The sequence below is a fragment of the Paenibacillus sp. FSL W8-0194 genome (genome assembly GCF_037969745.1).
In the GTDB taxonomy this organism is placed as follows: Bacteria; Bacillota; Bacilli; order Paenibacillales; family Paenibacillaceae; genus Paenibacillus_AQ; species Paenibacillus_AQ cookii.
On the sequence record NZ_CP150205.1, the window covers coordinates 5783562 to 5805673 of the forward strand.

Sequence of the window (22112 nt, forward strand, 5' to 3'; positions counted from 1 at the left end):
TTAGACACTCCACATGCGCGTCAAGTAACTCAACAATTTAAGCTTCAACATTTAGCCCGATTCTCTACATTACCACTAGCGATGATACGGTTCTTCATGCCACTTATAGCGCGAAATTAAAAGGCATCCGCTCGGATGCCTTGATTTATGCCTATCAAAGACCAAAGTTGCCTCTCGATCAAGGGAAATGGCTTGCATGCAAGATGGTATAGACGCTTGCGTTCTACGCTCGAAGTACGCTTGACACATTACGTTTACACCTGTAAACTTTAAATATCGTTTACGTGTGTAAACAAAAAAATCTAGAAGGGTGAATACGATGCACGAGTCTCCACACATTACCGAGGCCGAAAGCGAAGTGATGAAGCTTCTCTGGCAAAAGGAGCCTATGACCGCCAGCGAGATCATTTCCGAATTAACCCAACAAATGCAATGGTCGGATCAAACGATTAAAACCTTCCTGAATAGGCTTCACAAGAAAAAAGCCATTCGATTTGAAAAATCCGGCCGGAATTACCTTTACTATCCGCTCGTTTCGCATGATGAATACTTAAAAGCCGAGAATCGCTCATTCCTGAATAGAGTTTATAAAGGAGCTGTGGGAATGTTGTGCGCGAAATTTCTCGAAGAAGAGTCACTTTCGGAGAAAGATATTGAGGAGCTCCAACAATTCTTGGAGAACAAGAAAAAGTCATGACGTATCTGGAAACAACCTTCTCTATTCTGTTCAACGCTTCAGTGGCATCGACGGTAATCCTATTGTTATTGCTTTTGATCCGGAAGCTGTGCCAAAAGCATCTTAAACCAAGAATTGTTCATATATTGTGGTTTCTTGTGTTAATCAAGCTTCTGGTTCCCATTGCTCCGCAGAGTCCGGTGAGCCTGTTTAATGTGCTGCCGCAAACGTTCCCGATGGAATGGGATTCAGGTCAGAAAAGTAAGCAACCTATTCACCTTAGCGAGAACGGTTCCAACCCGGAAATTCAGTCCAATGATGCGGATGTACAAAAAAAGCTTCCCGAGTTCACCCTGAACCTTGCGGATGAACCCGTTCCTTCCGTCGTGTCACGTTCTTCTCAAGATCATTCCCCAGTGAACAAGGATAGACAGACTTGGCTATCGATTGGCTCGCTGGTGTGGCTTATAGGGTTTCTAGGCTTGGGAGGATATTACCTGTTTTGCGCGCTCATTTTCAGAAATAGGATCGGGGACTCCATAAAGATCGAGGATGCTGAAGTACTCACCGCTCTTGAGGCGTGCAAACGGAAGCTGAACATAAAAAAACGGATATACGCCTATGAAACAAGCTATCTTCGCAGCCCTTGTCTTTATGGCTTATGGAAGCCGAGAATTTATTTACCTGAAGATATATGCACGATCGCCGACCCAAGCCAGCTGACGCATATCCTGATGCACGAGCTGGTGCACTACAAGCGTAAGGACCTATGGTTCAACTCCCTGTGGGCTCTTTCCGTAGGGATGCATTGGTACAACCCTTTGGTGTGGCTTTCCGTAAGAAAGATGAAGGCCGATCAGGAGGTGGCCTGCGACGCAAAAGTTCTTGAAACACTGGGAGAGCGCGAAGCTTTGCCATATGGCAAGACGTTACTCCTGCTGTCGCGTTCATTTTCCCAACAACCTCGTCCTGGGATCAACCTGTCGCATTTTGGGGACAGCAAATATGAAGCGAAATGGAGGATGATGATGATTACCAAGTTTAAGGAAGGTTCGTACAAGCTATCCGCCGCTGCGATTCTTTTGGTTATTGTCTTGGGAGCCATCTTGCTTACCAATGCGTCGGATGCCGGGAAGGATACTGGGTTGGATATGGCGGAACCATCCGTAAACCCTGGTTTGAATCTATATCCTGCATACAACGACAGATTCAGATGGTTTCATAGTCTGGATCGGGCTCTCGATTTCCCAAAATATAATTATAAAGTGCCTGACTATCTTCCTGAAGGTTATCATTTGGATGCTATATCATATTATAAGAATGTCACCAACATCAATGATACCGATCCTATTCTCGATGTAGCATCCGTTACTTTTGTATCTAACTTTGGCCAAAAAAATGAACAGACCATAGAGGTCAAGGCTTCCAAGGGCAAGGGGAATTTGTTGGAGGAAGGTGAATTGCGAGGTGCTCCTTATGCTCAGATTCCCCCAAATCCGAACAAGCCGCTTGAATACCGACAGGAAGCTGTGACGATCGGCAATGTCAAAGGCACTTTATTCACGGAAATGAGACGCGACAAGAAAAAGCCGGAAACCGGCAAAAGCTTCTACTGGCAGGATGACAACGTATGGTACGCAATCGATTATTATAGCGGGTATATGTCGCAGGAAGACCTCACAAAAATGGTGCAATCTTTTGTTAAACCGAAGGAAGTACAGCATGTCCGCTACGACGGAGCCGGAAACTCATTTCCCTTGTATGATGAGAGGGATTTGCTTGCGGCGAAGAATATTCTCGGCTTTAAGGTGAAAATCCCTCAGGAATTGCCCGGACTTAACCTGAGCGGTTCGGTACTGCTTAGAGCCGGCGACCAGAATACCAGGTATGGGTTCAGACAAACGACGGACGCTCTATGGACGACCTATCGCGGACCTGACGATTCCTCAACCAATGTCTCGCTGTATCAGAGCAAAGAGCCGCTTTTCGATGTGTCCCAACTCTCGCTCACCCGGACGCTGGAGATGGACGGCATCGCAATTTCGGCTTATGAAGATAAAAATCATGTCTACTTATCATCCGACGAAAACATACAACTTCCTTATTACGTATGGAAGCAGAACGATATTTATTATACTGCCGTTTTCTGGGGCATGGACAAACTTCCGGAAGACAGCCTGAAGGCTATGATTTCGGCTCCTGTGCAATAGACTCGAGGAGTGCTTTAGGAAATGGCTTCAATAAGCAAGCCCCTCTCTATCGTGATTCGAGAGGGGCTTGCTTGTCATCCTTTTATAGCATAGTTTACCTTCACTTGTGATATGACTCAGCGAGCTGAATAGATCGAGGGGTGAGCACTGGGCCGCCATCGATGTCCGGCCAAGCAGTGATAGGCGTCTCGTACTAAAGTGAAGCGAGTACGCGTTTGATGATCGCCTTTACGAACTGGTCGTCGATCGGTTCGCGCGAGAACCAGCGGCGGTAGAAGAGCGGCCCCATCAGGGCTGCGACGATCGTTGACACATCGGTGTGTGCGGCCAGCTCGCCCCTCTCTATCGCGCGCTGCAGGGCCTCTCGCAGGGGCGCCGCGTGTCCCCGCTGAATCCGACTGTGGATTTCCGCGAACTCCGGATTGCGCTCGGCGGTATCGACGATTGAGGGCAGGACGAAGGACCAATTCGCCGTGGGCAGCAGGTGCGCGATTTCCATCAGGATTGCCGTGATATCACCTTCGAGTGAGCCGGTATCGGGGGTTTCCTGCTCGGCAATCATCCGTGAACAGGCGTCGATCACCAGAGCTTCCCGCGTCGGCCAGTGGCGGTAGATGGTCGTCTTCGCGACCCCGGAACGACGCGCCACCTCGTCGACGGTGAAGCCACCCACACCGCCTTCGCTGAGCAGTTCAAACGCAGTGGTCAAAACGTTATGTCGCGAACGCTCGACGCGACTATTCATCTTAGCCGACGGCACACGTTCGGATTTCTTAGACGTATTCACCATCTTCCCTCCAACATCAACATATTTAAACTAAGGTTCGTTACTTTAAAACAAAGGTCCTTCACATTATACCACGAGGGCATCCCAGGCGCCGGATTCACGACCGCGCCAGGCTTTGTCATGCGGTCACTTGTACTTTCCAGGCGAATGTGATACGATACGGTATCGTAGCGTTATATTCCATTATTGAAAGGTTGTTATCTCATGAATTTCGCTTCTGTACGCATCATTACCGACGATCTGGATCGACTCGTCATGTTCTATGAAAAGGTCACAGGCGTTCCGGCGAAGCGTCCCGCGCCTGTCTTCGCTGAGTTCGTTTTGCCATCGTGTACGCTGGCGATCGGCCACTCCCAAACGGTGCATCTGTTCGGCGCTGGTTCCGTGCGCCCGGCCGACAACCACACCGTCATCATCGAATTTCGCGTCCACGACGTCGATGCCGAGTACACGCGCTTGAAGCCGCTTGTCGACGAGTGGGTACAGGAACCGACCACGATGCCATGGGGGAACCGCTCTGCATTGTTTCGCGACCCCGACGGCAACCTCGTCAACCTCTTCGCGCCGGTGACCGAGGAAGCAATCAAACGGTTCGAAGGCAGGCGTTGACGGATCGTTGAAGTGATGGACGATTGAACCTGACTCCTTCAAGCGTCTCTCGCTTTTTTGCTTGCAGTCCTGCTGCCTGACTCTATCATTGAACCGGAGCCACCTACCGCCCCCAAGCGGTTGAGGCACTGTTACAGCGGTTGAATGAGATCAGCGAGACGATAAGAATCGTTGCGGGTCATGATATAATGGAGCAATCAACGAGCAGGAAGGAGCATGATTTCATGGAAGCAACCGCACAGGACGTCGCGGAATGGATGGTCAAGGAAATCAGGTTCACGGGGACGCTGCACCAGGCCGATGCAATTGAATATGCGAAGACCCATTTCGGCGAACAATTCGTATTCATCAATGAGAATGGAAATGCATCGTTATCCAAAGAGGTGAAGAAGGCTTTCCGCAAGCTCCATGGCGGCAGAATTGCTTGGGACCGCGACCGGTTCCTGTGGGCCTGGACCTGATCGTCCGTTGCGTATCCTCCGTCATTAATCAGAATGAATGTAAGCATGAAAAAACACATCCTAAACTGGGATATAGCAATCTCCTTGATAAACCTTTCCATGAATTAAAGGACGAATTGAGGTTTACCAATAGAAGAAAGCTTATTCACCAAAAGGGATGTGTTTTTCTGACGTAATATAAGGTTTGAATAAGTTCTACATTATGAAGCTTTTGCCGCCACTGCTTTTTGAATTAAAGCTTTTGCATCGTCAGTAGACAAAGTTTGTTTAGGTTGAAGCAATTTTTTCTCCGCTGCACTTAGAATACCTTTATCAATCAGTTTTGCCATAGATTTAACCGCATAGGCAGAAACGGTTTTGCCATCTTCGAAACCTGCAAGGATCGCAGCAGCGTCTTTATCAGAAACCGGATTGTTCAACAATCTAGCAAGAATGGTAGCCGCTTCTTCACGAGTGATATCCCGATCCGGATTGAAGTTGCCGCCGTAGCCTTGAATAAATCCGGCATGAGCAGCTTCAGCAATAGCATCTGCATAGGCAGCGTTAGCAGCAACATCCTTAAATGCAGGTGCTGTGGCTACTTCGTTTAGTTTCAACATGTCTACCAGCGCACGTACAAATTCAGCACGGGAAATAGCTTCTGTGGTTACTGGTGTTTCCGGTTGTTCGGTAGATGCAGCCAGGTTCGTGATACGTCCTTCTTTTTTAGCCTCAATCTTACCGCCTTTAAACGTATCCACGATGTACTGATAGAATACATCCAGATCGATCGGACCTGCTAAGGATGATTTAGCATCCACCAGCACTTTGTAGTTATCTCCGCCTGCTGCCATAAAGTTGTTCACTACAGCCGTATACGTTTTTTGAGGATCAATCGGTGTACCATCTTCAAGAGTCAGACTAGTCACACGTTCTGCGACCGGCTTATTGAAATCTGCTGTATACTTCAAGCCAGAGATTTGCAGTGTTTTGGTGTTTGGTGTACCGTCAGCGTTTGTACCCCATTGTTGCTGCAACAAGGTTTGAATTTGTTTACCGGTCAGCTCTAGCTTCACTAAAGTATTGCCAAAAGGTTGGATTTTAGCAAGATCAGCAAAGGTTACATCGCCTTGCGGCAGATCCGCACGAATCCCGCCTGGATTCATAAATGCAAAGTCAGCAGCGCTTGCTTTATCACCAAAGTCTGCTTGACGCATTGCATCTGCAATGAGGTTTCCAAGAGGCGCTTCGTTATTATAAGCATCTGTACGAGTCACAGAACCATCTGTTGTACCTACCGGCTTCGTCAGCTCAGGATGCTTGTCTAATGATTTTTTAATAATAGCTAAAGATTCAGGGTCTGCTTTGACGCCGTCTTGATAAGTCGTTGTAACTGTAGCTGATTTTTCCGTTACATCCCCCGTCGCAGGGTCAATCATCAACTTAATATCTTCAAATGCCGTTCCATAAGAATAAGCCTGTACGATCAATTTTCCATTCACTTCACCGTTAGCCAAAGCATGATTGTCACCTGCAACGATCACATCGACAGGGGAATCGGCAGGCAAAGCTTTGGCCAAATCAGCCGCTTCTCCAGTGGTTACGCCTTCTTTGGTTGTTGCTGGATCATGCGCCAGGACGATGATCGTTTCTACGCCTTGACCTTGCAATTCTTTTGCATATTTATTAACGGCTTCAACTTCTTCTTCTGCGCTTAAGAAACGCACGCCTGCTGTGCCCGATGGGGATACCTTAGAAGGCGTCGCTTTTGTCACTAATCCGATAAATCCGATTTTAACTCCGCCTACTTCTTTAATCACATATGGCTTGATCAATGGTTTGCCCGTGGAGGTTTCAACGACGTTTGCATTGACATAATCAAATTTTGCTCCGGCATGGGTTACCTTGCCTTCTTTAGGATCAAGGCCGCCAAAGATTTGTGCTTTTAATGCAGCGATACCTTGGTCGAATTCATGATTGCCCAAAGAACCTACATCAAAGCCCATCATATTCATCCATTCCATCGTGGGCTCATCACGATCCAGGGATGAAATTGGAGCGGACGCGCCGACAGAGTCTCCATTATGGAAAAGCAGGGAGTTTTTATATTTGGCTTGAGCTTCTTTTAGATATGTTGCTAGAATTGGAGCAGTTCCTGCCTTTTTATCGCCAACCATCGATGTGGTATCTAACTGACCGTGCAGGTCATTGATACCGATCAAGTGGACTTCGACATCGTTGCCTGCAGCCGAGACAGAACCTGCCGCGCCAAACAGTTGGGAAAGCAATAGAGCAGTAGTAGCCACACGAATGGTGCTTTTACCCAGAACTTTTTTCCATAACATAAGTTAAAAAACCCCTCTCCAAATTCTGTTCTGAAATACTTTAACATAAATCAAGTCATAAAAATCGTAAAGTATTTAAAATCTATGTAAAAAGTTTGGGAGATTGGTAGAGAAGAAAAGTACGTATATCTGGCTCTACAACAAAGGTAGTGCTTGAGGTTTCGATCTACTCTAAAGGAGGGGGTTGTCCCACTCAACCCATTTTTTCGCCGTTACTTGCGGTATGGTTCCCCGTAACATCTATAGAGCGAAATTAAAAAGGCACCCGAATGGGTGCCGCATGGGTGCCTTTTCTTAGACTGAGCACAATTCATTTATTAATATGCGCCGCTTAATCTAACTAGAATTTTTGCTTGAGATTTATCATGAATTAACGCTTCAAAACCTTGTTCGGCGATATTATCGAGATCAATTTTACTTGTAATAATGGATTGTGCGGGTAAGCTTCCATTAGCAAGTAATTCAATGACCTCATTGTAAGTTTCATTACTGTATCCCACAGATCCCATTAATTTTACGCCGGTAAAAAGCAGAGAAGAAGGAACGCTAAATTGGATATTTTGAGTGAAGAAGCTGACAACCATCATAGTGCCGCGGATTTTGGTTGATTGAATGGCTTGATTAAAAGGTCCTATGAGCAAGAATTAGATTAATAGCGAAGTTGGAGAAAAAGAAATAAAAGAGGGACTGACAAATCAGCCCCTTCTCCGTTTCGCATTTCCCTACACCTGGCAAGCAGCAAATATCAGAAATTTCTCCTTACTTAGGATACGGTTCAGCGAAAAGATTTCCACATTTAGAATTAGTTGATTAATACTTTCGGTTCCTCATTTGCAGGCCCTACAATCGTGTTTCCGCCGAAACTGAGATGCTGACCATACTTCTCTACTATAAAGTCGTTAAACGATCCGTCTGCATCCACTGTGGCAATGACTGTGGGAGCCCCTTTTTTGGTGAACGTCATTTGATCCTTGTCCCATGCATTTGTTCCTCTTGCTCCCTTATATCCTTTCAAATCCAGATTTAGCATCGTTTTTGCATCTCTCACTGCATTTTTCATTAATGTATCCAATGTCAGCTTCTTGATCTTTGCATCTTTTTCTTTTTCTTTATTTTGGAATTCTTTGTAATTATCTATGCTTTTACCATCACTATGATATACGCCTGCTTGAAGCAGTTCCAGCGTTTGTTCTTCAATGGCAAAGCTCGCATTCATCGTTTTGGATTTATACTTATATTGATACACATTCGGTTTGCCATCACGGACAAACACACGATCCAACTTAGCCCCCTGCTTGACCTTTCCATTGGTAAGCTTGGATAATACCTGAGCAGCCGTCTTCTCCACGCTTGCCGGGGCGTTGTCAGGGGCATAATTTACGCCGTGCACCTCGCCATTCTCTTCCATATAAACTTGTTTATTTTGCTTGGCATTCGATGAGATCGTACCCACACTGTAGTTTGACTCTGAGATACTTACATACTTTGGTGCTTCCCCTGGGAACAAAGCTTCCCACGTTTTCCCCAGCTCAGTCTGATATTTTCCGCCATTTAAATCTTCATAGTTGACGTTAATATTGATGCTTTCAAGCTTTCCATTCTTTTTATAAGTAATAACATCATATTTGAAATTCTCTCTTTTAAAACTCACAAGATCTTTCATGACTGTTCCCTGAATTAACTTATAGGTATTTCCTGTTAGCTCTTTCAGTTTATCCTGAGCCTGCTGCATAAGCTTCTGATCCGCCTTAACATTCTGTGAAGCATTGGTATTTACTTTGTTAGGCGATTCTGCCTGAACAGGTGTTTGGCACCCCAGCAAACTTCCTGATAATAACGCGACCCCGAGCATAGGGAAAATTATCTTTTTGTTCATATCGATGAATTCCTTTCTTTGGCTACCTCATGGTTATACCGAAATATAAGTGCATCTCCAAGCTGCTTTTCCATGCATATCAGTCAATTAGCAACTTGAGTTCTTCATTTGGCGGACCCACGATAGTCATTCCGTAAAAATCGATTGTCTGATTATACTTATCAATGGTAAAGCTGCTAAACGATCCGTCTTTATTAAATCTAGCAGTAACTGAAGGAGCCCCTTCTTTTGTGAACGTCATATAATCTTCATCCCATTCATTCGCTCCTCTTGCTGCTTTATACCCTTTCAAATCCAGGTTTAGCATCGTTTTTGCGTCTTTCACTGCGTTCTTCATCAAAGTGTCTACCGTCAACTTCTTAATCTTTTCACTTTTTTCTTTTTCTCTTTTCTGGAATTCTTCATAACTGTCTACCCCTTTACCATCGGTATGATTTACGTCTGCTTGGAGCAGTTGCAGTGTTTGTTCTTCAATGGCAAAGGTCACGTTCATCGTTTTTGATTTATACTTATATTGATACACATTGGGTTTGCCATCACGGACATACATACGATCCAACTTAGCACCCTGCTTCACCTTTCCATCGGTAAGCTTGGGCAGAACCAGATCAGCCTCTTTCTGCACGCTTGCCGGGGCATCGTCAGGAGCATAATTTACGCCATAAGCCTCGCCATTCTCTTGCATATAAATTTGCTTATTTTGCATAGCATTCGATGAGATTGTACCCGTATAGTAGATTGACTCTGATATATTCACATACTTCGGTTCTTCCCCTGGGAACAAAGCTTCCCACATTTCCTTCAGTTTGGTTTGATATTTCCCACCGTTTAAATCTTCATAATTGATTTTAATGCTGATCGTTTCGGGCTTTCCGTTAGCTTTATAAGCGATGATATCGTCCTTGAAGTTCTCTCTTTTTAAATGGATAGATTCATTTGCAGCAGTTCCTTGAATCAACTTATACGTATTTCCTGTCAATTCTTTAAGCTTATCCTGGGCCTTTTGCATAAGCGTTTGCTCAGATTTAGCATCTTGTTCAATGCGTATATACTCGTTGTTATGCGAATTAGCTTGAATCGGTGTATCATATCCAAGCAGACTTCCTGATAATAAGGTTGCTCCGATGATAGGAAAAATTATTTTTTTGTTCATACGAATAAACTCCTTTATAATTTTTTTACCCACAGCTTTTTAATGGAATGCTTCAGTTACGTTGAAATAAATCTATAGAAGCAGTAGTCATCACCCCCTCTCCCTAATTGAGCCTAATCCCTGCATTTCCTTGATTAGTCCGTTCCTTTTTCGGATAACTCCTGTAGCTCGATTTCAATACAATAGACCGTTCCTTTAGAGGTGAACAGCGCAGTTGCGGCTGGGGAACCCGCTTTTGTGAAAGTTAATGTATCAAACCGTGATTCAAGCTTGGATACGTTATAATCCGTTAAGTCCAAATTCATCCATGCTTTAGCCTGTTTCACGGTTTCCTCACGAATCTTATCCAGCTCAATTGCTTTTGTTTTCTCAACTAGATCTTGATATTTATTTTTATCGTCCAATTTATAAAGATGATCCGACAACGGAAAAGCTAATACCCTTGTGATCTGATTGGTATCTTTTTGTACATCAATGAGGATAGAACCCTTGTTTGTTTCGTACACGAACTTATACACCGGGTTTTGATTGGGTCTTAAGATCATTTGACTTACTGACCGTTTACTTTGTTTAAAATCCCCGACTTTATGAAAAGCTTGATCCGCTGCATCTTTTGCGGCCTCTGGAACCTGGTTCTCTCCAATCGTTTGTTTCGCATAAAACCAGTTACCTTGGTCAAATTCGATCGATCTGTTTTCGTTGCGCGCCTCTATATGAAATGTGTTCGCACGATATTCGTACACGATCACTTCATTAATTCCTTCTCCCTGGGGAAAAATCTCATTCCAAACCCTTTGCAGCTGGCTTTTAAATTCTTGGTCCTCAATATCATCAAAGCGAATCATCCCTGTATGGAAATGCTTATTCCCATCCAAACCCTGCGCATAAAGAGTATCCACCTTCTGATTTGGATTTTTTTTCACTTCTTTGACAAAAGGGTTGATATATTCAAGCAAGGATAGCCGCTCTATGGTTTGAGCCATGACAGGAGTTAGAAACACGCAAAAAGCAACCAATGCCACGGCGATGACTCCCGCTCTTCTTGTGAAGACTGGCTTTTGGGGTGGCACGCTTTTTGATTCAAGCTTTTCTATAATCTGTTGACTCATGCTGTGCTCCGGCGTCTCCGTATCTCGAATCATTTGCTCCACCTGGTGAATACTTACGGTTTTAGATGGATTTGGTGATCGACGCATTCGCTGTTCCTCCTTCATTAACTTCCTTCGTCTGCAGTTTTTTGCGAAGACGTTCATACTTTTTGCGCACAGTTGCTGGTTTCATATTCATCATTTCACTAATCTCGTTAAAGTGATATCGATGAATCGCCCGGAGAACCAATATATGTCTCTCTTCCGTCGTCAGTAAATTTAGAATTTCCTTCAGTGTCGTTTGACTGTCGATTTGCTCAGTCGAAGCCTCTGGCTGATCATATCTATAACGATCTATAAAACGAAGCCACCTTTTTTTGCCCCTGATTTGATTCAGACTGTAATTGTAGGCAATTTTGTACAGCCATGCCGAGAAAGTCATATTTGGACGATACTTATGTATCTGTTCATACACTCTAATAAATATTTCTTGTAGAGCATCCTCGGCTTCTTCCTTGCTTTTGAGCATATGGTAACAATAGATATACATTGGTTTTTCAAATTTTCTTATAATTGACGCGAAAGCTTCCTTATCACCAAGCTTAGTTCTTTCAATCAGCATCTCAATTTCTTCTGAGTTTGATTTATACTCTCTTTGCTGTCTATCCAAAAATCATCCCCCCTCCTGGCTACACTCTTAATACACCAATGCAGCTCATTTTGTGACAGCAGCATCAAAAATAATACTTGGTAACATCATCGGCTCGATCTTGAAATGATGAACAAGAAAATGAATATTTACGGGTATAAAACAATAGGAAATCCTTGTTTTCCAATTGTAACGTACGAAGCCGGCAAATTGTTCAGTACTCCTAGAGGGGCTGCTTTATCCACTTATTCACGGCCTGCTTGCAGACGGACTGATCGAGCAGGTCCCCGATGAACAGACGGAGGGCGATTGAAAAATATACGCATTGCATTACGGGAAGAACAGGAGATCTATTCGAATGGGGGAATGCGGAATTAGCGAACCAAATGCATTGTTTTGTAAGCGAATTGGCATGCCAGAAAACGAAAAAATAACATTTGCAGCTACCGCCAGTTCCTTTGACCGGGGGAGACTGTAGCTTCGCGCAACGGGGCATTTCGGGTACGGAAGCGTACAGTGAACACGGGGACTATGTGTTGGAAATGAAACTGAAGCATAAGGATAACGAATGGAGACTTGGGTATGTCTTCAATTCCGGAAATCCGGTCGATGATGTGGCAGAATTAAATGAAAATCAGACAATCATCGCCGAATATCCGGATTCGCCATTCAAGGCTTAAGACAGTTGATTGTGAAGTACACGAAACTGAAAAAGCATCGTGCTATGCGATTGAAAGGATTTTCATGGGAATATCAATTTCTTGTTATGATTGCGAGCTTTCAAGAGCCGCGGTGCGGTAATTGTTATTTTGCTCAACGGTGGCTTCTGAAATTGCCTTCTTCAGCTCTATAGCGTTCAAATTCACGCCAGTAGTGGGGGTTCCAATCTGGACACGCCATGAATCGTCAATGGTACCCCCATCGACAGGATCGAATCCGAGTGTATCGATAAGCTTCATCACAACCGCTTTGGACGCAGGATCGTCTGCAAAAACCGACAGCGCAATTCGATTCTCAACGCCTTCCGGTTTTGCTAGATCAATAATACTCTGAGCCACGATGTGGTTGAACGCTTTGACGACTGGGGCGCCGATATGCTGCTCCACCCAACGGCTTTCCGTTTTAATGCTGCCATCAAGGAGCTGTTCAATTCTTCCATCCCGTTGTACAACATAATTGCTTGCATCAATAATAATAGCTTTATCCTGCCTAAGATCGAACACTCCGCGAGGAAGTGAAGCAATTTTGATGAAAGGGATTGCAAGAATAATAAGATCGGCTCCACGAACTGCTTCTTCAATAGTCACCGGACTCGCTCCGGTGAGGACTGCAACATCTGCCAATGTGTCCGGTCCGCGTGAATTTGAGATGTTAACCTGATAACCCAAAGCAACAAACTGTTTGGCCAATGTTGATCCGAGGACGCCAGCTCCAATAATTCCAATATTCATGCCTATACTCCTCCAATTCAAATTTAATATGGAAACGCTGTCCTAAACAGAACAGAACAGTTCTGTTCATTTTAAAGTATAGCTTTGTCCAATGTCAAGAAAGAAGAGAGAATGGGCAGACGCTGCACAACTATTGGTTAAGGTGCAGATCGATTAGGCTGACCGATGCTTTTTTTAATTGTTCTCCTGCAATGTCTGCTCCCATAATCGGTGCTGTGGATAAAGCGCCATTAATGAGCAGCAGAAGCTGGTCAGCCAATGTATCGTCTGTAGCCCCGGCTTCTTTTGTGAGACGCTGTAGGAGATTCCTTAACTTATGGATACGCTCTTGAACAAGATTTTGGATAGGATGCTCGCTTGAAAATTCGGCTTGGGCATTCAAAAAAACACAACCACGATTTCTAGGTTCGGTCAACGATGTCTTAACACTTTCCACTATCGCTAATATTTGCATACGTGGCGCCCCCTCGTAGACAGAGATGGCATCTTCAAATAGAACCCACGAACTTTCATTTTGTTCTTCTAGGTAAGCGATAATCAGATCATCTTTTGAAGGAAAATGACGATATAACGTACCTTTGCTCACTCCGGATACTTCCACAATTTTATCAACACCTACGGCACGGATTCCCTCGTTATAAAATAACTCAGAAGCTACGTCCAAAATTTTTTGACGAGCCGATTTATAGGTTTTGTTCATTTATAACCACCTGACCTATCTATAAAAATGAGAAAACTCCGCCTTTTAATGAGGCAGTTCTATAGTACCACCCCTTTCTTTTTACTACAATGAATGGAGATTTTTCATCGCACAAAATGCCTTCATATGTTTCTCCTTATGAGATCTTGATAATTTGGCGATTCAGCTCCCGTTTAATTGTAAAATGGTCATCACAGTTTCACATAATCTGAAACTAAGTCCCTGCGTCGAGCCGGGGCACTCACAACGTCCGCGACCTCGGCAACGTCGGGCTGAACCGTGAGGACGGCAGTAAAGAACCCAAATTTTTCGCCGTCACTTATGATACGGTACACCGCGCTGTCTGTAACGGCAAGTTTTAGGGCCATCCCTTGCGGGATGGCCCTTTTTAAACTAACTATAAATGCCTTTTGGGCTTTGACATGCGTTCCATGATCAAGGCTACCCTGCGCCTGCTAAAAAATCGGATCATTTAAGCCATAAGGTAGTTGTTACGGCCATCGATGATGTAGCTGCGTCCCTGGTCGATTCCGCGAAATCCGGCCTGTACAACCTTCTCCGGGGTCGAGAGCTTTTGACCCGCTCCCATATCCTCGCTGCCGACCGCATCGAAAAAACCCGTCTCGGTTGCACCCGGGTACAATGCAAGCACGCGAACGCCTCGCCCACGCGTTTCTGCCCATAGCGCCTCAGAGAAGGACAATACAAATGCTTTGGTAGCCCCGTATACTGTAGAATAAGCACAAGGCATGAACGCGGCCATCGAAGCCACGTTAACGATGACTCCGTCCTCTCGCCTCAGCATATCAGGCAGCAACCGATGCGTAAGATCGACTAACGCAGCCGTGTTCAGCATAATCTCTTCCTGCTCGCGCTCCGGGTTTATTTCCTCGAAACGGCCATACGTGCCAACGCCTGCGTTGTTGATGAGAATATCGACCGATAAGCCCCGTTCGGATATTTGTTCGGCCAGTTGACGAGGGGCATTCGCTTTGGACAAATCGCAAGCCATTGCATAAGCCTGCACCCCGTACTGGCGGTTGATTTCCCCTGCCATTGCATCCAGTTTGTCCTTGGAGCGCGCCGCCAGGGACGTGACAGCCTCGTGCCGCCAGTTCTTTGGCATACGCTTTCCCGATTCCTGATGAAGCACCGGTGACTACAGCCACCTTGTTTCGATATGCATACTTGTTCAAGATACAAAACCTCCTATTGATAGCACTGCTCTGATGTAAATTATCTTAATCGTACCGTCGATAGGAGGAGGTTAACCACATCATGTTTATACTATTAGCAAGACTAACAGCCTCGGTTATGGTTCTCTTTTGTGGTAACGGACACTTGACAGAGATTATAATAATCGTGTATGAAGTGATTTTGGTCTATTTGGTTCACCGCGATATATATCTTCCATATGAGCGAATAGAGGTGACCTAGTTGAAAATGAATCGTTCCTCATCCGCATTGGGTGAATTCCTTAAATCGCGCAGAGAACGGTTGCAGCCTTCGGAGGCCGGGATCGAGCCGCTGCCCGGACGGAGACGCACGCCGGGACTTCGAAGAGAGGAAGTCTCTTTTCTTGCCCATATAAGCGTGACTTACTATACCTGGCTGGAACAAGGCAAGGAGGTGAATCCTTCGCCGGAAGTGCTGCTAAGTATCAGCAAAGCGCTTCAGCTTGACGAGGATGAGCAGAAGCATCTGTTCGATCTGGCCAATATAGACGCGGCGAGTGTCGTTACAGTGCCGAATAACGGAGGGCCGGATGCGGGGGTTTTGCAGAAAATCGTAGATCAACTTTATTATCCTTCTTTTATCACGGACGAAGGTACGGATGTTATCGCCTGGAATCGGGCAGCAGAACTGATCGTAGCCGATTTCGGCAGTCTGCCGGACTACGAACGGAATATGATGAACATTATGTTTTTAAAGCCGGATTACCGTACAAGACTGCTGAATTGGGAAGGTTTTGCCCGTTATTCCGTAGCGGTTCTGCGGGCAAGCTTCGACCTTTACAAGAACAACCCGTTGTATATGGAACGGTTCGAACGCTTGAGACGGGAAAGCGAAGAATTCGTGCATTTTTGGGAGCTATATGAAGTCAAGCAAAAGCGCCAAGCCACCGCATTATTTCGTCTTCCTGACGCACAGGAGATGGAGTTCGTGCTCCATTCGGCGGCTGTCATTGATAACGACCCTGGACTGCACTGGTGTTTCTTTGTTCCGGTTCCCGGTTCTGGCACGGAGGAGAGATTATTGCGTTTACTGGAGCAGGACAGGTAGCTCCCGTAGACTGTTACTCCCGTTAATAGAATAGACGTGCTGTGGCTAGCTCCCTCCAGTTGCTTGTATGATTCAGTGGAATTGTCAGTAACGGCAAGTTTTAAGGCCATCCCTTTGCGGGATGGCCCTTACATTACACGAATAAACCGGAAACAGCATTCACACATTCACAGCGCGTCTATTGAGGCAAAGACTCTTTTAAAAAGTCTCTTAGCGTCATCGGAGGTCGCCCGATCAGGTCAGCTAAAGCGTTACTCGTTTGCGCGAAGTCCCCGTTACGGCTGGCACGGAATAAACCCAAGGTGATTGCAATGCGCACTTCCGGAAAACCTTGGGCAGTCAGATACGCCCGATATTCTTCGTCAGTGACGACCTTTCGATAGATAGGACGACCGACAATATCCGATACCATCGCCGCAACCCCTTCCATGTCAATCGCTTCAGTGGCCGTAAGATTCGGAGATGGGCCATCCCAGTTCTTTTCGGTTAAGATCATTGCAGTAGCTTGGGCCAAATCCGAGTGCGTTGTCCAGGCAATCGGACCGTCCTCGGGAACAATCAACTCGCCCGTTTTGACGGCGTCGCCTATTAATCCAACCAATGAGGAGGCGTAAAAACCGTTGCGAAGAGACGTATGGCGCATACCCGACTCTTTAAGCAAATCCTCTGTCGCTGCATGGTGAGCCATAGGCGGAAAATACGACGTCGAAGAAGAACCCATATGACTCGTGTACAGCACCCGGGTGGCGCCAGATTCCTTTGCTGCGTCAATCGCGGTTTGGTGCTGACGGATCCCCGCATCTCCCAAAATACCCGTTGAAACAAGGAGAACCTGCGACGCGTCTTCAAAAGCATTCAGCAAGCTCTCCGCGTTAGCGAAATCGCCATGACGAACACGCACGCCGCGCTCCTTTAAATCCTGCGCCTGGCTCACATCCCGAACACTGACACCAATCTGCTCAGCCGGGATGCGTTTAAGCAGTTCCTCGACCACGCCCCTGCCTAACTTTCCATTCGCTCCAGTAACAATAAGCATGTTATCTCACCCTTCCCCTTCTGTAAAAAATTTGCTTACGATACGATTTTGTGTAAGCATATATCGCATAACCAAAAGATAAAGGGTTGGAGCCCGGTCAACAATCAGCAAAAGGCCGGTTTTGTTGCGTTCCCGACACAATCGCAGTTTTGTTTGTTTTTGAAATCCGAAGAAAAGGTGGTTTAGCATGCCGGTAAATCCCAGCAACCCCCGGGTGAAGAGAACCCGCCAATTGTTTATACAAGCCTTTAACGATCTGCTCGACGAAAAGAAAAACCTCTATTCCATTTCTGTTCAAGATATTGCGAATCGAGCAGCCGTCAACCGCGCAACTTTCTATGCCCATTTTGATGACAAATTCGCTTTTCTTGCTTATTGGATGACGGAGAAGTATCAGCTCATTCTCAAAAAAAGACTGCCGGATGATGCTGCCTTCAGTCCGGACAATCTATATATCCTTGTTCAGACCGTCTTTCAATTTCTAATACGATTTCGACAGTACCTCACGCCGGGAGACAAGCAATTTGAGCCGCTGCTGGAGAACGCCATGCAAAAGGAATTGTATCGTCTTCTGCTCCGATGGTTAAAATCGGGGCCTAAACAGAGCGGCCCGCAAGAAAAGCTGGAAGCTACGGCTCTTGTGGTCAGTTGGGGCATATTCGGGTCGGCCCTGCAGTGGAGCAGGGAGATTCAAGCCCGCACGCTGGAGTCGATGGTGGAAGAGGTTATCGAGGTTGTATCGAATAATGTAGGCGCTTTTTGGGAGCAAGCATCCGAATGAACTTGAACGTGAATGACCGCAATCTCCTGCGATCTGCGTAGTCACACCTAGAAAGCCTAATCCGTTTAAGCACCTTCCGGAAAAAAGTTGCCGTTATTTATGATACGGTTCAGCTTAACGGGGCTATCGGCGAAAAATACTAAGGGGGTTCCCTTCCGCTGTTCTTTATAATATGACAACGGTCTGTCATACATCTTCATTTCAATCGGTTCAGATGGGCACCTGTCCGTTATACATATGCTTTCTACTCCGTCACTCATTATATATCCCTCATGCTTTACGAACAGATGGCGAATAAAATACGTCACTATGCATATGAAGAATTCTGTCCCAGTTGCCGGGATTCGTCGTATCTGGAGAGCGGTGCTCTAGAATGTCCTGATATAGGGTTGTTTTTTCCTCCAAATGGGCAACGTGCAGTTTAGCTTCTTCGAGCTTAGCAAGCGCTGCCTCTTTATGCTCCATCATGAGTTTGTAGCGCTGAGGAATGGTCGAATCCCCTTCGAGGCATAAATCGATGTACTTTTTTATGAGTTCAATGGGCATCCCGGATTGCTTGAGGCATTTGACGCCATGCAGCCAGTTGATCGATTCTTCATCGAACATCCGGATATTATTCTCATTGCGCTGTACACTCGGCACCAAACCTTTATCTGTGTAAAAGCGCACGGCGTGCTCGGTGAGTCCTGTTATCTGGGCGGCGTCTTTAACCGTATGCATGTAGAATCCTCCTAGAAAAACAATTTTTAAAGACAGCTTGACTTCGTGTAACACGAAGGTTCTAAGCTGATTGTAACGCAAATTGGTTATAAACGGAATCTCCGCTCTGTAGTACCGTCCCCACGGGATTCGCTGCCGTTTGCTGTTATTTATTTGAACAATAGGAGGAATTACAATGCAAACCGTAACGTTGAACAACGGAGTGAAAATGCCGATCATCGGCTTCGGGGTCTACCAGGTTCCTGATGCCGAGGAATGCGAGCGTGCAGTATATGAAGCACTAACGACCGGTTACCGCCTGATCGACACCGCCGCCGGTTATCTGAACGAGGAAGCGGTCGGACGCGCGATTAAGCGCAGCGGCGTACCGCGAGAGGAGCTTTTTATCACGACCAAACTTTGGGTTCAGGATGCCGGCTACGAGAGTGCCAAGCTGGCGTTTGCTAAATCCTTGAAGAAGCTGCAACTCGACTATCTCGATCTGTACCTTATACATCAGCCGTTCGGCGATTACTACGGTGCTTGGCGTGCAATGGAAGAGCTGTACAGTGAAGGCAAAATTAGGGCAATCGGAGTCAGCAACTTCCTGCCCGACCGTCTGATGGACCTCATCGTGCATAATGAAATCGTGCCCGCCGTCAACCAGATTGAAACGCATCCGTTCTATCAGCAGACGGAGACCACCGATTTTATGAAAGAGCAGGGAGTTCAACACCAGTCGTGGGCGCCGTTCGCTGAAGGACGGGGCAACATGTTCGGCAACAAACTGCTGACCTCGATTGCTGTTAAACACAACAAGTCCGTCGCCCAAGTCGTGTTGCGCTGGCTTGTTCAGCGCGAAGTCGTTGTCATTCCAAAATCGGTACGCAAAGAGCGGATCGTAGAAAACTTCGATATTTTCGACTTTGAGTTGAGCGCGGATGACATGGAACAAATTTCCACAATCGATACGCGGGAAAGTCTCTTCTTATCGTACCGCGACCCAGAAGTCGCCAAGATGATGGGCAGCTGGAGAGTCGAACTGTAACCTCGCTGAAACACAAATTCATTACGCGTATATCTCCATCTATTAAGAAAGTACAGGGCTGATGCCCTGTACTTTTACACTATAAGATTCTACCGTTTTTTTATACTCTACCAAAGCCCTCGTAGGCTCTGTTTTTCGGATGAGGACGAAACCACGATGCTGCAAGGGCCAATAGGGAAGTCCATAGCAATGCAATGATGACCCAGTGATAGCCGTGAAGGATGAAAGCAAAATCAACGTTCGAAATCACAGCGTTTTTTCCGGAGTACAGCACGTTCTTCATATGGGCCGGTAGGGCCGCACTGACAATGGTTAAAGAAAGGGCCGTACTCAGCACCTGGCCCAAGTTATAGAGCATGGACCGCAGCCCATTGGCCATCCCTCGGCTGTTCTCAGGAACGGACGACATGATCTCCATCGTATTGGGCGTAAGAAATAAGCCAGTCCCGATCCCGATTAACAGCATCCCGCATGCGGTGGCCCCGTAAGGGAAATTCCCCCCGATTACGAATAAGAGCATCAGAAGCCCTGCTATCGATAGGAGTATTCCAAGCGAGGATAGGAGTCGAAGGGCGATTCTCTTGGTTAACAAGCCGGCAATGGGGGATATAATCAACATTCCTATCGTAATTGGAAGAATCCTTAGACCGGCATCAAGTGCGTTTTGATGGAAGGCAAATTGGTAGTACAGCGCGAAAAGCAGGGCAACAGCCGTGCGAGCAAAGGAATGAAAGAAGGTGGCGATATTCGCCATACCGAACATCCAATTTTGAAAAAGGCTTATATCCAGCAAAGGTGAAGCTGATCGATGCTCATACCATAAAAATATAGGGGTTACGATCGCGAATACAGCAAAACCTCCAATCACTTGCTTGTCTCCCCAGCCCAACTCTCCCCCCTTGGATAGAGCAATAATTAAACCAGCTAAAGCGATAAAGACCAAGATACCCCCATATCGATCGACTTGGGTACGAGGCTCTGTTAGCGGCTTCTCCTTTAGAATCCGGAGGCCCCAGATGAAGGCGATGATCCCGAAGGGGACATTGAACCAGAATACCCACCTCCAGCCCCAAGCAGTGGTTACCAGGCCACCTGCGACGGGGCCTAGCACCTGCGCGATGGAAGCGGACAAAATATTCAGGCCTAGACCGGTGCCAAGCTTCGATTTGGGAAAAGCATCGGTTATCATCGGCGTTGTGTTCGTCACCACGAGAGCTCCTCCGGCAGCCTGTATGATGCGGAGAAGAATGAGTACATCTGCGCTCGGGGAATAGCCAAGAAGCAGACTCGCTACGGTAAAGACGGCCAATCCTATTAAGTACATCCTTCTTCTTCCGAAGATATCCGAAATTTGACCGAAGACCAAAATCAGAATGGTGTTGACCAGCATGTAGGAAAGTAAAATCCAGCTGGAGCTTGCTGCATCTGCATGAAAATACCGGTTTATTTCCGGCAAGGCGACATTTAGCGTTCCGATATTGATCAGAACCAGAAACGCACCGAGACTGGTTACGGATAGGACATACCAGGGGTACATCCGGTCATTCTGGGGTCTTCCCCTTGAGCTCATAGAGATCGACCTCCTGCAATAGCCTTAGGATTCCGCTTCAGAAAGGGCAGAGATGATTTCTTGTGTGGTACGAATACGCCCGATGCGCGGGAAAATATAGTTCTTCACGTAATCATGCTCGGCTTGGGAAAATCCGGTCATCGCATCAATCGCAAAAATCTGCTGATAGCCACGCATAAACGCTTCCCGCGCAGTTGTATCAACACCAAGTCCGGTTGCGATACCGCATAAGACGATGGTGTCGATTCCCCTGCGGCGCAGCTGCAGGTCCAGCTCTGTACCGTAAAAGGCTCCCCACTGCTTCTTGGTAATGATGTGGTCTGAATCGGCGACCCGCATTTCCGGGACGATCTCATCCCATCCCTCAGGCAGATTCAGTGCAGGTGCAGGGGTATCCAGCTTCGGTTTAGGGATATCCTTCAGGTCTTTGCTGGATACCCGGACCAGGGCAACCATAGAGCCTTGCTTACGGAATACATCTGCCAAGACGGCGGCGTTGGATACCACCTGCTCTGCGGAATAAGGGGCGTATTGGTTCCCTAACCACTTTTGCAGATCAATGACAACCAGCGCTGTTTTTTTCGGATCAAGTAATTTTTCCATACCGACATTCTCCTCATTATTTTATTTGACTGCAGATTAAAAAACGTGAACAAATGGTCATTTGACTTCATGTTTCATATTTTGTACTATGATTCATAGTATGTCAAG

21 protein-coding genes and 1 pseudogene are annotated in these 22112 nt (G+C 46.2%); 8 read left to right on the plus strand and 14 right to left on the minus strand.

Annotated elements, in window-relative coordinates:
* The first annotated feature begins 319 nt into the window (after nt 1-319).
* Both MKY58_RS26675 and MKY58_RS26680 read left to right on the plus strand, forming a co-directional pair.
* Nucleotides 320-697 carry a BlaI/MecI/CopY family transcriptional regulator gene (locus tag MKY58_RS26675; protein WP_339322758.1) on the plus strand — a complete coding sequence of 126 codons (378 nt, stop codon included), beginning with the start codon at nt 320-322 and terminating at the stop codon, nt 695-697.
* On the plus strand, nt 694-2886 hold the full coding sequence (locus MKY58_RS26680) for a M56 family metallopeptidase (protein ID WP_339322759.1): 2193 nt from the start codon (nt 694-696) through the stop codon (nt 2884-2886). Before MKY58_RS26675 ends, MKY58_RS26680 begins: the two co-directional genes overlap by 4 nt.
* 193 nt (nt 2887-3079) lie before the next feature.
* Here the strand turns inward: MKY58_RS26680 and MKY58_RS26685 are convergent, their stop codons facing one another.
* Nucleotides 3080-3676 carry a TetR/AcrR family transcriptional regulator gene (locus tag MKY58_RS26685; protein ID WP_339322760.1) on the minus strand — a complete coding sequence of 199 codons (597 nt, stop codon included), beginning with the start codon at nt 3674-3676 and terminating at the stop codon, nt 3080-3082.
* 201 nt (nt 3677-3877) lie between these two features.
* Between MKY58_RS26685 and MKY58_RS26690 the strand changes: the two genes are divergently transcribed.
* Nucleotides 3878-4282 (plus strand): VOC family protein, encoded by a 405-nt coding sequence (locus MKY58_RS26690; RefSeq protein WP_339322761.1) that lies wholly within the window; start codon nt 3878-3880, stop codon nt 4280-4282.
* Between the two features lie 224 nt (nt 4283-4506).
* Nucleotides 4507-4743 (plus strand): hypothetical protein, encoded by a 237-nt coding sequence (locus MKY58_RS26695; protein WP_339322762.1) that lies wholly within the window; start codon nt 4507-4509, stop codon nt 4741-4743.
* A 200-nt stretch (nt 4744-4943) separates the two neighbouring features.
* On the opposite strand, the gene MKY58_RS26700 is transcribed toward MKY58_RS26695, so the two are convergent.
* The 6 genes and pseudogenes from MKY58_RS26700 to MKY58_RS26725 all read right to left on the minus strand — a co-directional run bounded on the left by MKY58_RS26700 (nt 4944) and on the right by MKY58_RS26725 (nt 11854).
* Nucleotides 4944-7067, minus strand: a complete 2124-nt coding sequence (locus MKY58_RS26700) for a 5'-nucleotidase C-terminal domain-containing protein (protein ID WP_339322763.1) — start codon at nt 7065-7067, stop codon at nt 4944-4946.
* A gap of 317 nt (nt 7068-7384) precedes the next feature.
* Nucleotides 7385-7693: pseudogene (locus MKY58_RS26705) on the minus strand (zinc-binding dehydrogenase); the annotation flags it as partial.
* A gap of 176 nt (nt 7694-7869) precedes the next feature.
* Nucleotides 7870-8943 (minus strand): hypothetical protein, encoded by a 1074-nt coding sequence (locus MKY58_RS26710; protein WP_339322764.1) that lies wholly within the window; start codon nt 8941-8943, stop codon nt 7870-7872.
* 79 nt (nt 8944-9022) lie between these two features.
* Nucleotides 9023-10096, minus strand: coding sequence for a hypothetical protein (locus MKY58_RS26715; protein WP_339322765.1), 1074 nt, complete (start codon nt 10094-10096; stop codon nt 9023-9025).
* 134 nt (nt 10097-10230) lie between these two features.
* The gene (locus MKY58_RS26720) at nt 10231-11292 is read right to left on the minus strand and encodes a hypothetical protein (protein WP_339322766.1); all 1062 of its coding nucleotides are present in this window, start codon (nt 11290-11292) and stop codon (nt 10231-10233) included.
* Entirely contained in the window at nt 11267-11854 is a 588-nt protein-coding gene (locus MKY58_RS26725; RefSeq protein ID WP_339322767.1) for a sigma-70 family RNA polymerase sigma factor, read from the minus strand. The genes MKY58_RS26720 and MKY58_RS26725 overlap by 26 nt, the downstream gene beginning before the upstream one ends.
* A gap of 515 nt (nt 11855-12369) precedes the next feature.
* On the opposite strand from MKY58_RS26725, the gene MKY58_RS26730 reads away from it, so the two are divergent.
* Complete coding sequence (locus tag MKY58_RS26730; protein WP_339322768.1) at nt 12370-12513, plus strand: hypothetical protein; 144 nt, start codon at nt 12370-12372, stop codon at nt 12511-12513.
* An 84-nt stretch (nt 12514-12597) separates the two neighbouring features.
* On the opposite strand, the gene MKY58_RS26735 is transcribed toward MKY58_RS26730, so the two are convergent.
* From MKY58_RS26735 to MKY58_RS26745, 3 genes are all read right to left on the minus strand, one after another.
* Nucleotides 12598-13284 carry an NAD(P)-binding domain-containing protein gene (locus MKY58_RS26735; protein WP_339322769.1) on the minus strand — a complete coding sequence of 229 codons (687 nt, stop codon included), beginning with the start codon at nt 13282-13284 and terminating at the stop codon, nt 12598-12600.
* A 130-nt stretch (nt 13285-13414) separates the two neighbouring features.
* Nucleotides 13415-13984 carry a TetR/AcrR family transcriptional regulator gene (locus MKY58_RS26740; RefSeq protein WP_339322770.1) on the minus strand — a complete coding sequence of 190 codons (570 nt, stop codon included), beginning with the start codon at nt 13982-13984 and terminating at the stop codon, nt 13415-13417.
* 472 nt (nt 13985-14456) lie between these two features.
* Entirely contained in the window at nt 14457-15110 is a 654-nt protein-coding gene (locus MKY58_RS26745) for an SDR family oxidoreductase (RefSeq protein WP_339322771.1), read from the minus strand.
* Between the two features lie 317 nt (nt 15111-15427).
* On the opposite strand from MKY58_RS26745, the gene MKY58_RS26750 reads away from it, so the two are divergent.
* Nucleotides 15428-16267 (plus strand): helix-turn-helix transcriptional regulator, encoded by an 840-nt coding sequence (locus MKY58_RS26750; RefSeq protein ID WP_339322772.1) that lies wholly within the window; start codon nt 15428-15430, stop codon nt 16265-16267.
* A 178-nt stretch (nt 16268-16445) separates the two neighbouring features.
* On the opposite strand, the gene MKY58_RS26755 is transcribed toward MKY58_RS26750, so the two are convergent.
* Nucleotides 16446-17303: an SDR family oxidoreductase gene (locus MKY58_RS26755; protein ID WP_339322773.1), complete on the minus strand. Its 858-nt coding sequence runs from the start codon at nt 17301-17303 to the stop codon at nt 16446-16448.
* A gap of 187 nt (nt 17304-17490) precedes the next feature.
* Here MKY58_RS26755 and MKY58_RS26760 point away from each other — a divergent pair, with 187 nt between their 5' ends.
* Nucleotides 17491-18084, plus strand: coding sequence for a TetR/AcrR family transcriptional regulator (locus MKY58_RS26760; RefSeq protein WP_339322774.1), 594 nt, complete (start codon nt 17491-17493; stop codon nt 18082-18084).
* Between the two features lie 270 nt (nt 18085-18354).
* Here MKY58_RS26760 and MKY58_RS26765 read toward each other — a convergent pair whose 3' ends face one another.
* The gene (locus tag MKY58_RS26765; RefSeq protein WP_339322775.1) at nt 18355-18804 is read right to left on the minus strand and encodes a MerR family transcriptional regulator; all 450 of its coding nucleotides are present in this window, start codon (nt 18802-18804) and stop codon (nt 18355-18357) included.
* Between the two features lie 175 nt (nt 18805-18979).
* Between MKY58_RS26765 and MKY58_RS26770 the strand changes: the two genes are divergently transcribed.
* On the plus strand, nt 18980-19831 hold the full coding sequence (locus MKY58_RS26770) for an aldo/keto reductase (protein WP_339322776.1): 852 nt from the start codon (nt 18980-18982) through the stop codon (nt 19829-19831).
* A 100-nt stretch (nt 19832-19931) separates the two neighbouring features.
* Here MKY58_RS26770 and MKY58_RS26775 read toward each other — a convergent pair whose 3' ends face one another.
* Together MKY58_RS26775 and MKY58_RS26780 are read right to left on the minus strand one after the other, a co-directional pair.
* Nucleotides 19932-21401, minus strand: a complete 1470-nt coding sequence (locus MKY58_RS26775; RefSeq protein ID WP_339322777.1) for an MFS transporter — start codon at nt 21399-21401, stop codon at nt 19932-19934.
* Nucleotides 21402-21425: 24 nt separating this feature from the next.
* Nucleotides 21426-22004, minus strand: coding sequence for a hydrolase (locus tag MKY58_RS26780; RefSeq protein WP_339322778.1), 579 nt, complete (start codon nt 22002-22004; stop codon nt 21426-21428).
* Nucleotides 22005-22112: the final 108 nt, after the last annotated feature.

Excerpts from the sequence above, each read along its gene's own strand:
- MKY58_RS26675 (WP_339322758.1), top strand. The coding sequence starts at position 320 with ATGCACGAGTCTCCACACATTACCGAGGCCGAAAGCGAAGTGATGAAG.
- MKY58_RS26765 (WP_339322775.1), bottom strand. The coding sequence starts at position 18,804 with ATGCATACGGTTAAAGACGCCGCCCAGATAACAGGACTCACCGAGCAC.
- MKY58_RS26690 (WP_339322761.1), top strand. The coding sequence starts at position 3,878 with ATGAATTTCGCTTCTGTACGCATCATTACCGACGATCTGGATCGACTC.
- MKY58_RS26685 (WP_339322760.1), bottom strand. The coding sequence starts at position 3,676 with ATGGTGAATACGTCTAAGAAATCCGAACGTGTGCCGTCGGCTAAGATG.
- MKY58_RS26710 (WP_339322764.1), bottom strand. The coding sequence starts at position 8,943 with ATGAACAAAAAGATAATTTTCCCTATGCTCGGGGTCGCGTTATTATCA.
- MKY58_RS26715 (WP_339322765.1), bottom strand. The coding sequence starts at position 10,096 with ATGAACAAAAAAATAATTTTTCCTATCATCGGAGCAACCTTATTATCA.
- MKY58_RS26780 (WP_339322778.1), bottom strand. The coding sequence starts at position 22,004 with ATGGAAAAATTACTTGATCCGAAAAAAACAGCGCTGGTTGTCATTGAT.
- MKY58_RS26740 (WP_339322770.1), bottom strand. The coding sequence starts at position 13,984 with ATGAACAAAACCTATAAATCGGCTCGTCAAAAAATTTTGGACGTAGCT.
- MKY58_RS26775 (WP_339322777.1), bottom strand. The coding sequence starts at position 21,401 with ATGAGCTCAAGGGGAAGACCCCAGAATGACCGGATGTACCCCTGGTAT.
- MKY58_RS26760 (WP_339322774.1), top strand. The coding sequence starts at position 17,491 with ATGCCGGTAAATCCCAGCAACCCCCGGGTGAAGAGAACCCGCCAATTG.
- MKY58_RS26750 (WP_339322772.1), top strand. The coding sequence starts at position 15,428 with ATGAATCGTTCCTCATCCGCATTGGGTGAATTCCTTAAATCGCGCAGA.
- MKY58_RS26695 (WP_339322762.1), top strand. The coding sequence starts at position 4,507 with ATGGAAGCAACCGCACAGGACGTCGCGGAATGGATGGTCAAGGAAATC.
- MKY58_RS26735 (WP_339322769.1), bottom strand. The coding sequence starts at position 13,284 with ATGAATATTGGAATTATTGGAGCTGGCGTCCTCGGATCAACATTGGCC.
- MKY58_RS26700 (WP_339322763.1), bottom strand. The coding sequence starts at position 7,067 with ATGTTATGGAAAAAAGTTCTGGGTAAAAGCACCATTCGTGTGGCTACT.
- MKY58_RS26755 (WP_339322773.1), bottom strand. The coding sequence starts at position 17,303 with ATGCTTATTGTTACTGGAGCGAATGGAAAGTTAGGCAGGGGCGTGGTC.
- MKY58_RS26720 (WP_339322766.1), bottom strand. The coding sequence starts at position 11,292 with ATGCGTCGATCACCAAATCCATCTAAAACCGTAAGTATTCACCAGGTG.
- MKY58_RS26680 (WP_339322759.1), top strand. The coding sequence starts at position 694 with ATGACGTATCTGGAAACAACCTTCTCTATTCTGTTCAACGCTTCAGTG.
- MKY58_RS26770 (WP_339322776.1), top strand. The coding sequence starts at position 18,980 with ATGCAAACCGTAACGTTGAACAACGGAGTGAAAATGCCGATCATCGGC.
- MKY58_RS26745 (WP_339322771.1), bottom strand. The coding sequence starts at position 15,110 with ATGCCAAAGAACTGGCGGCACGAGGCTGTCACGTCCCTGGCGGCGCGC.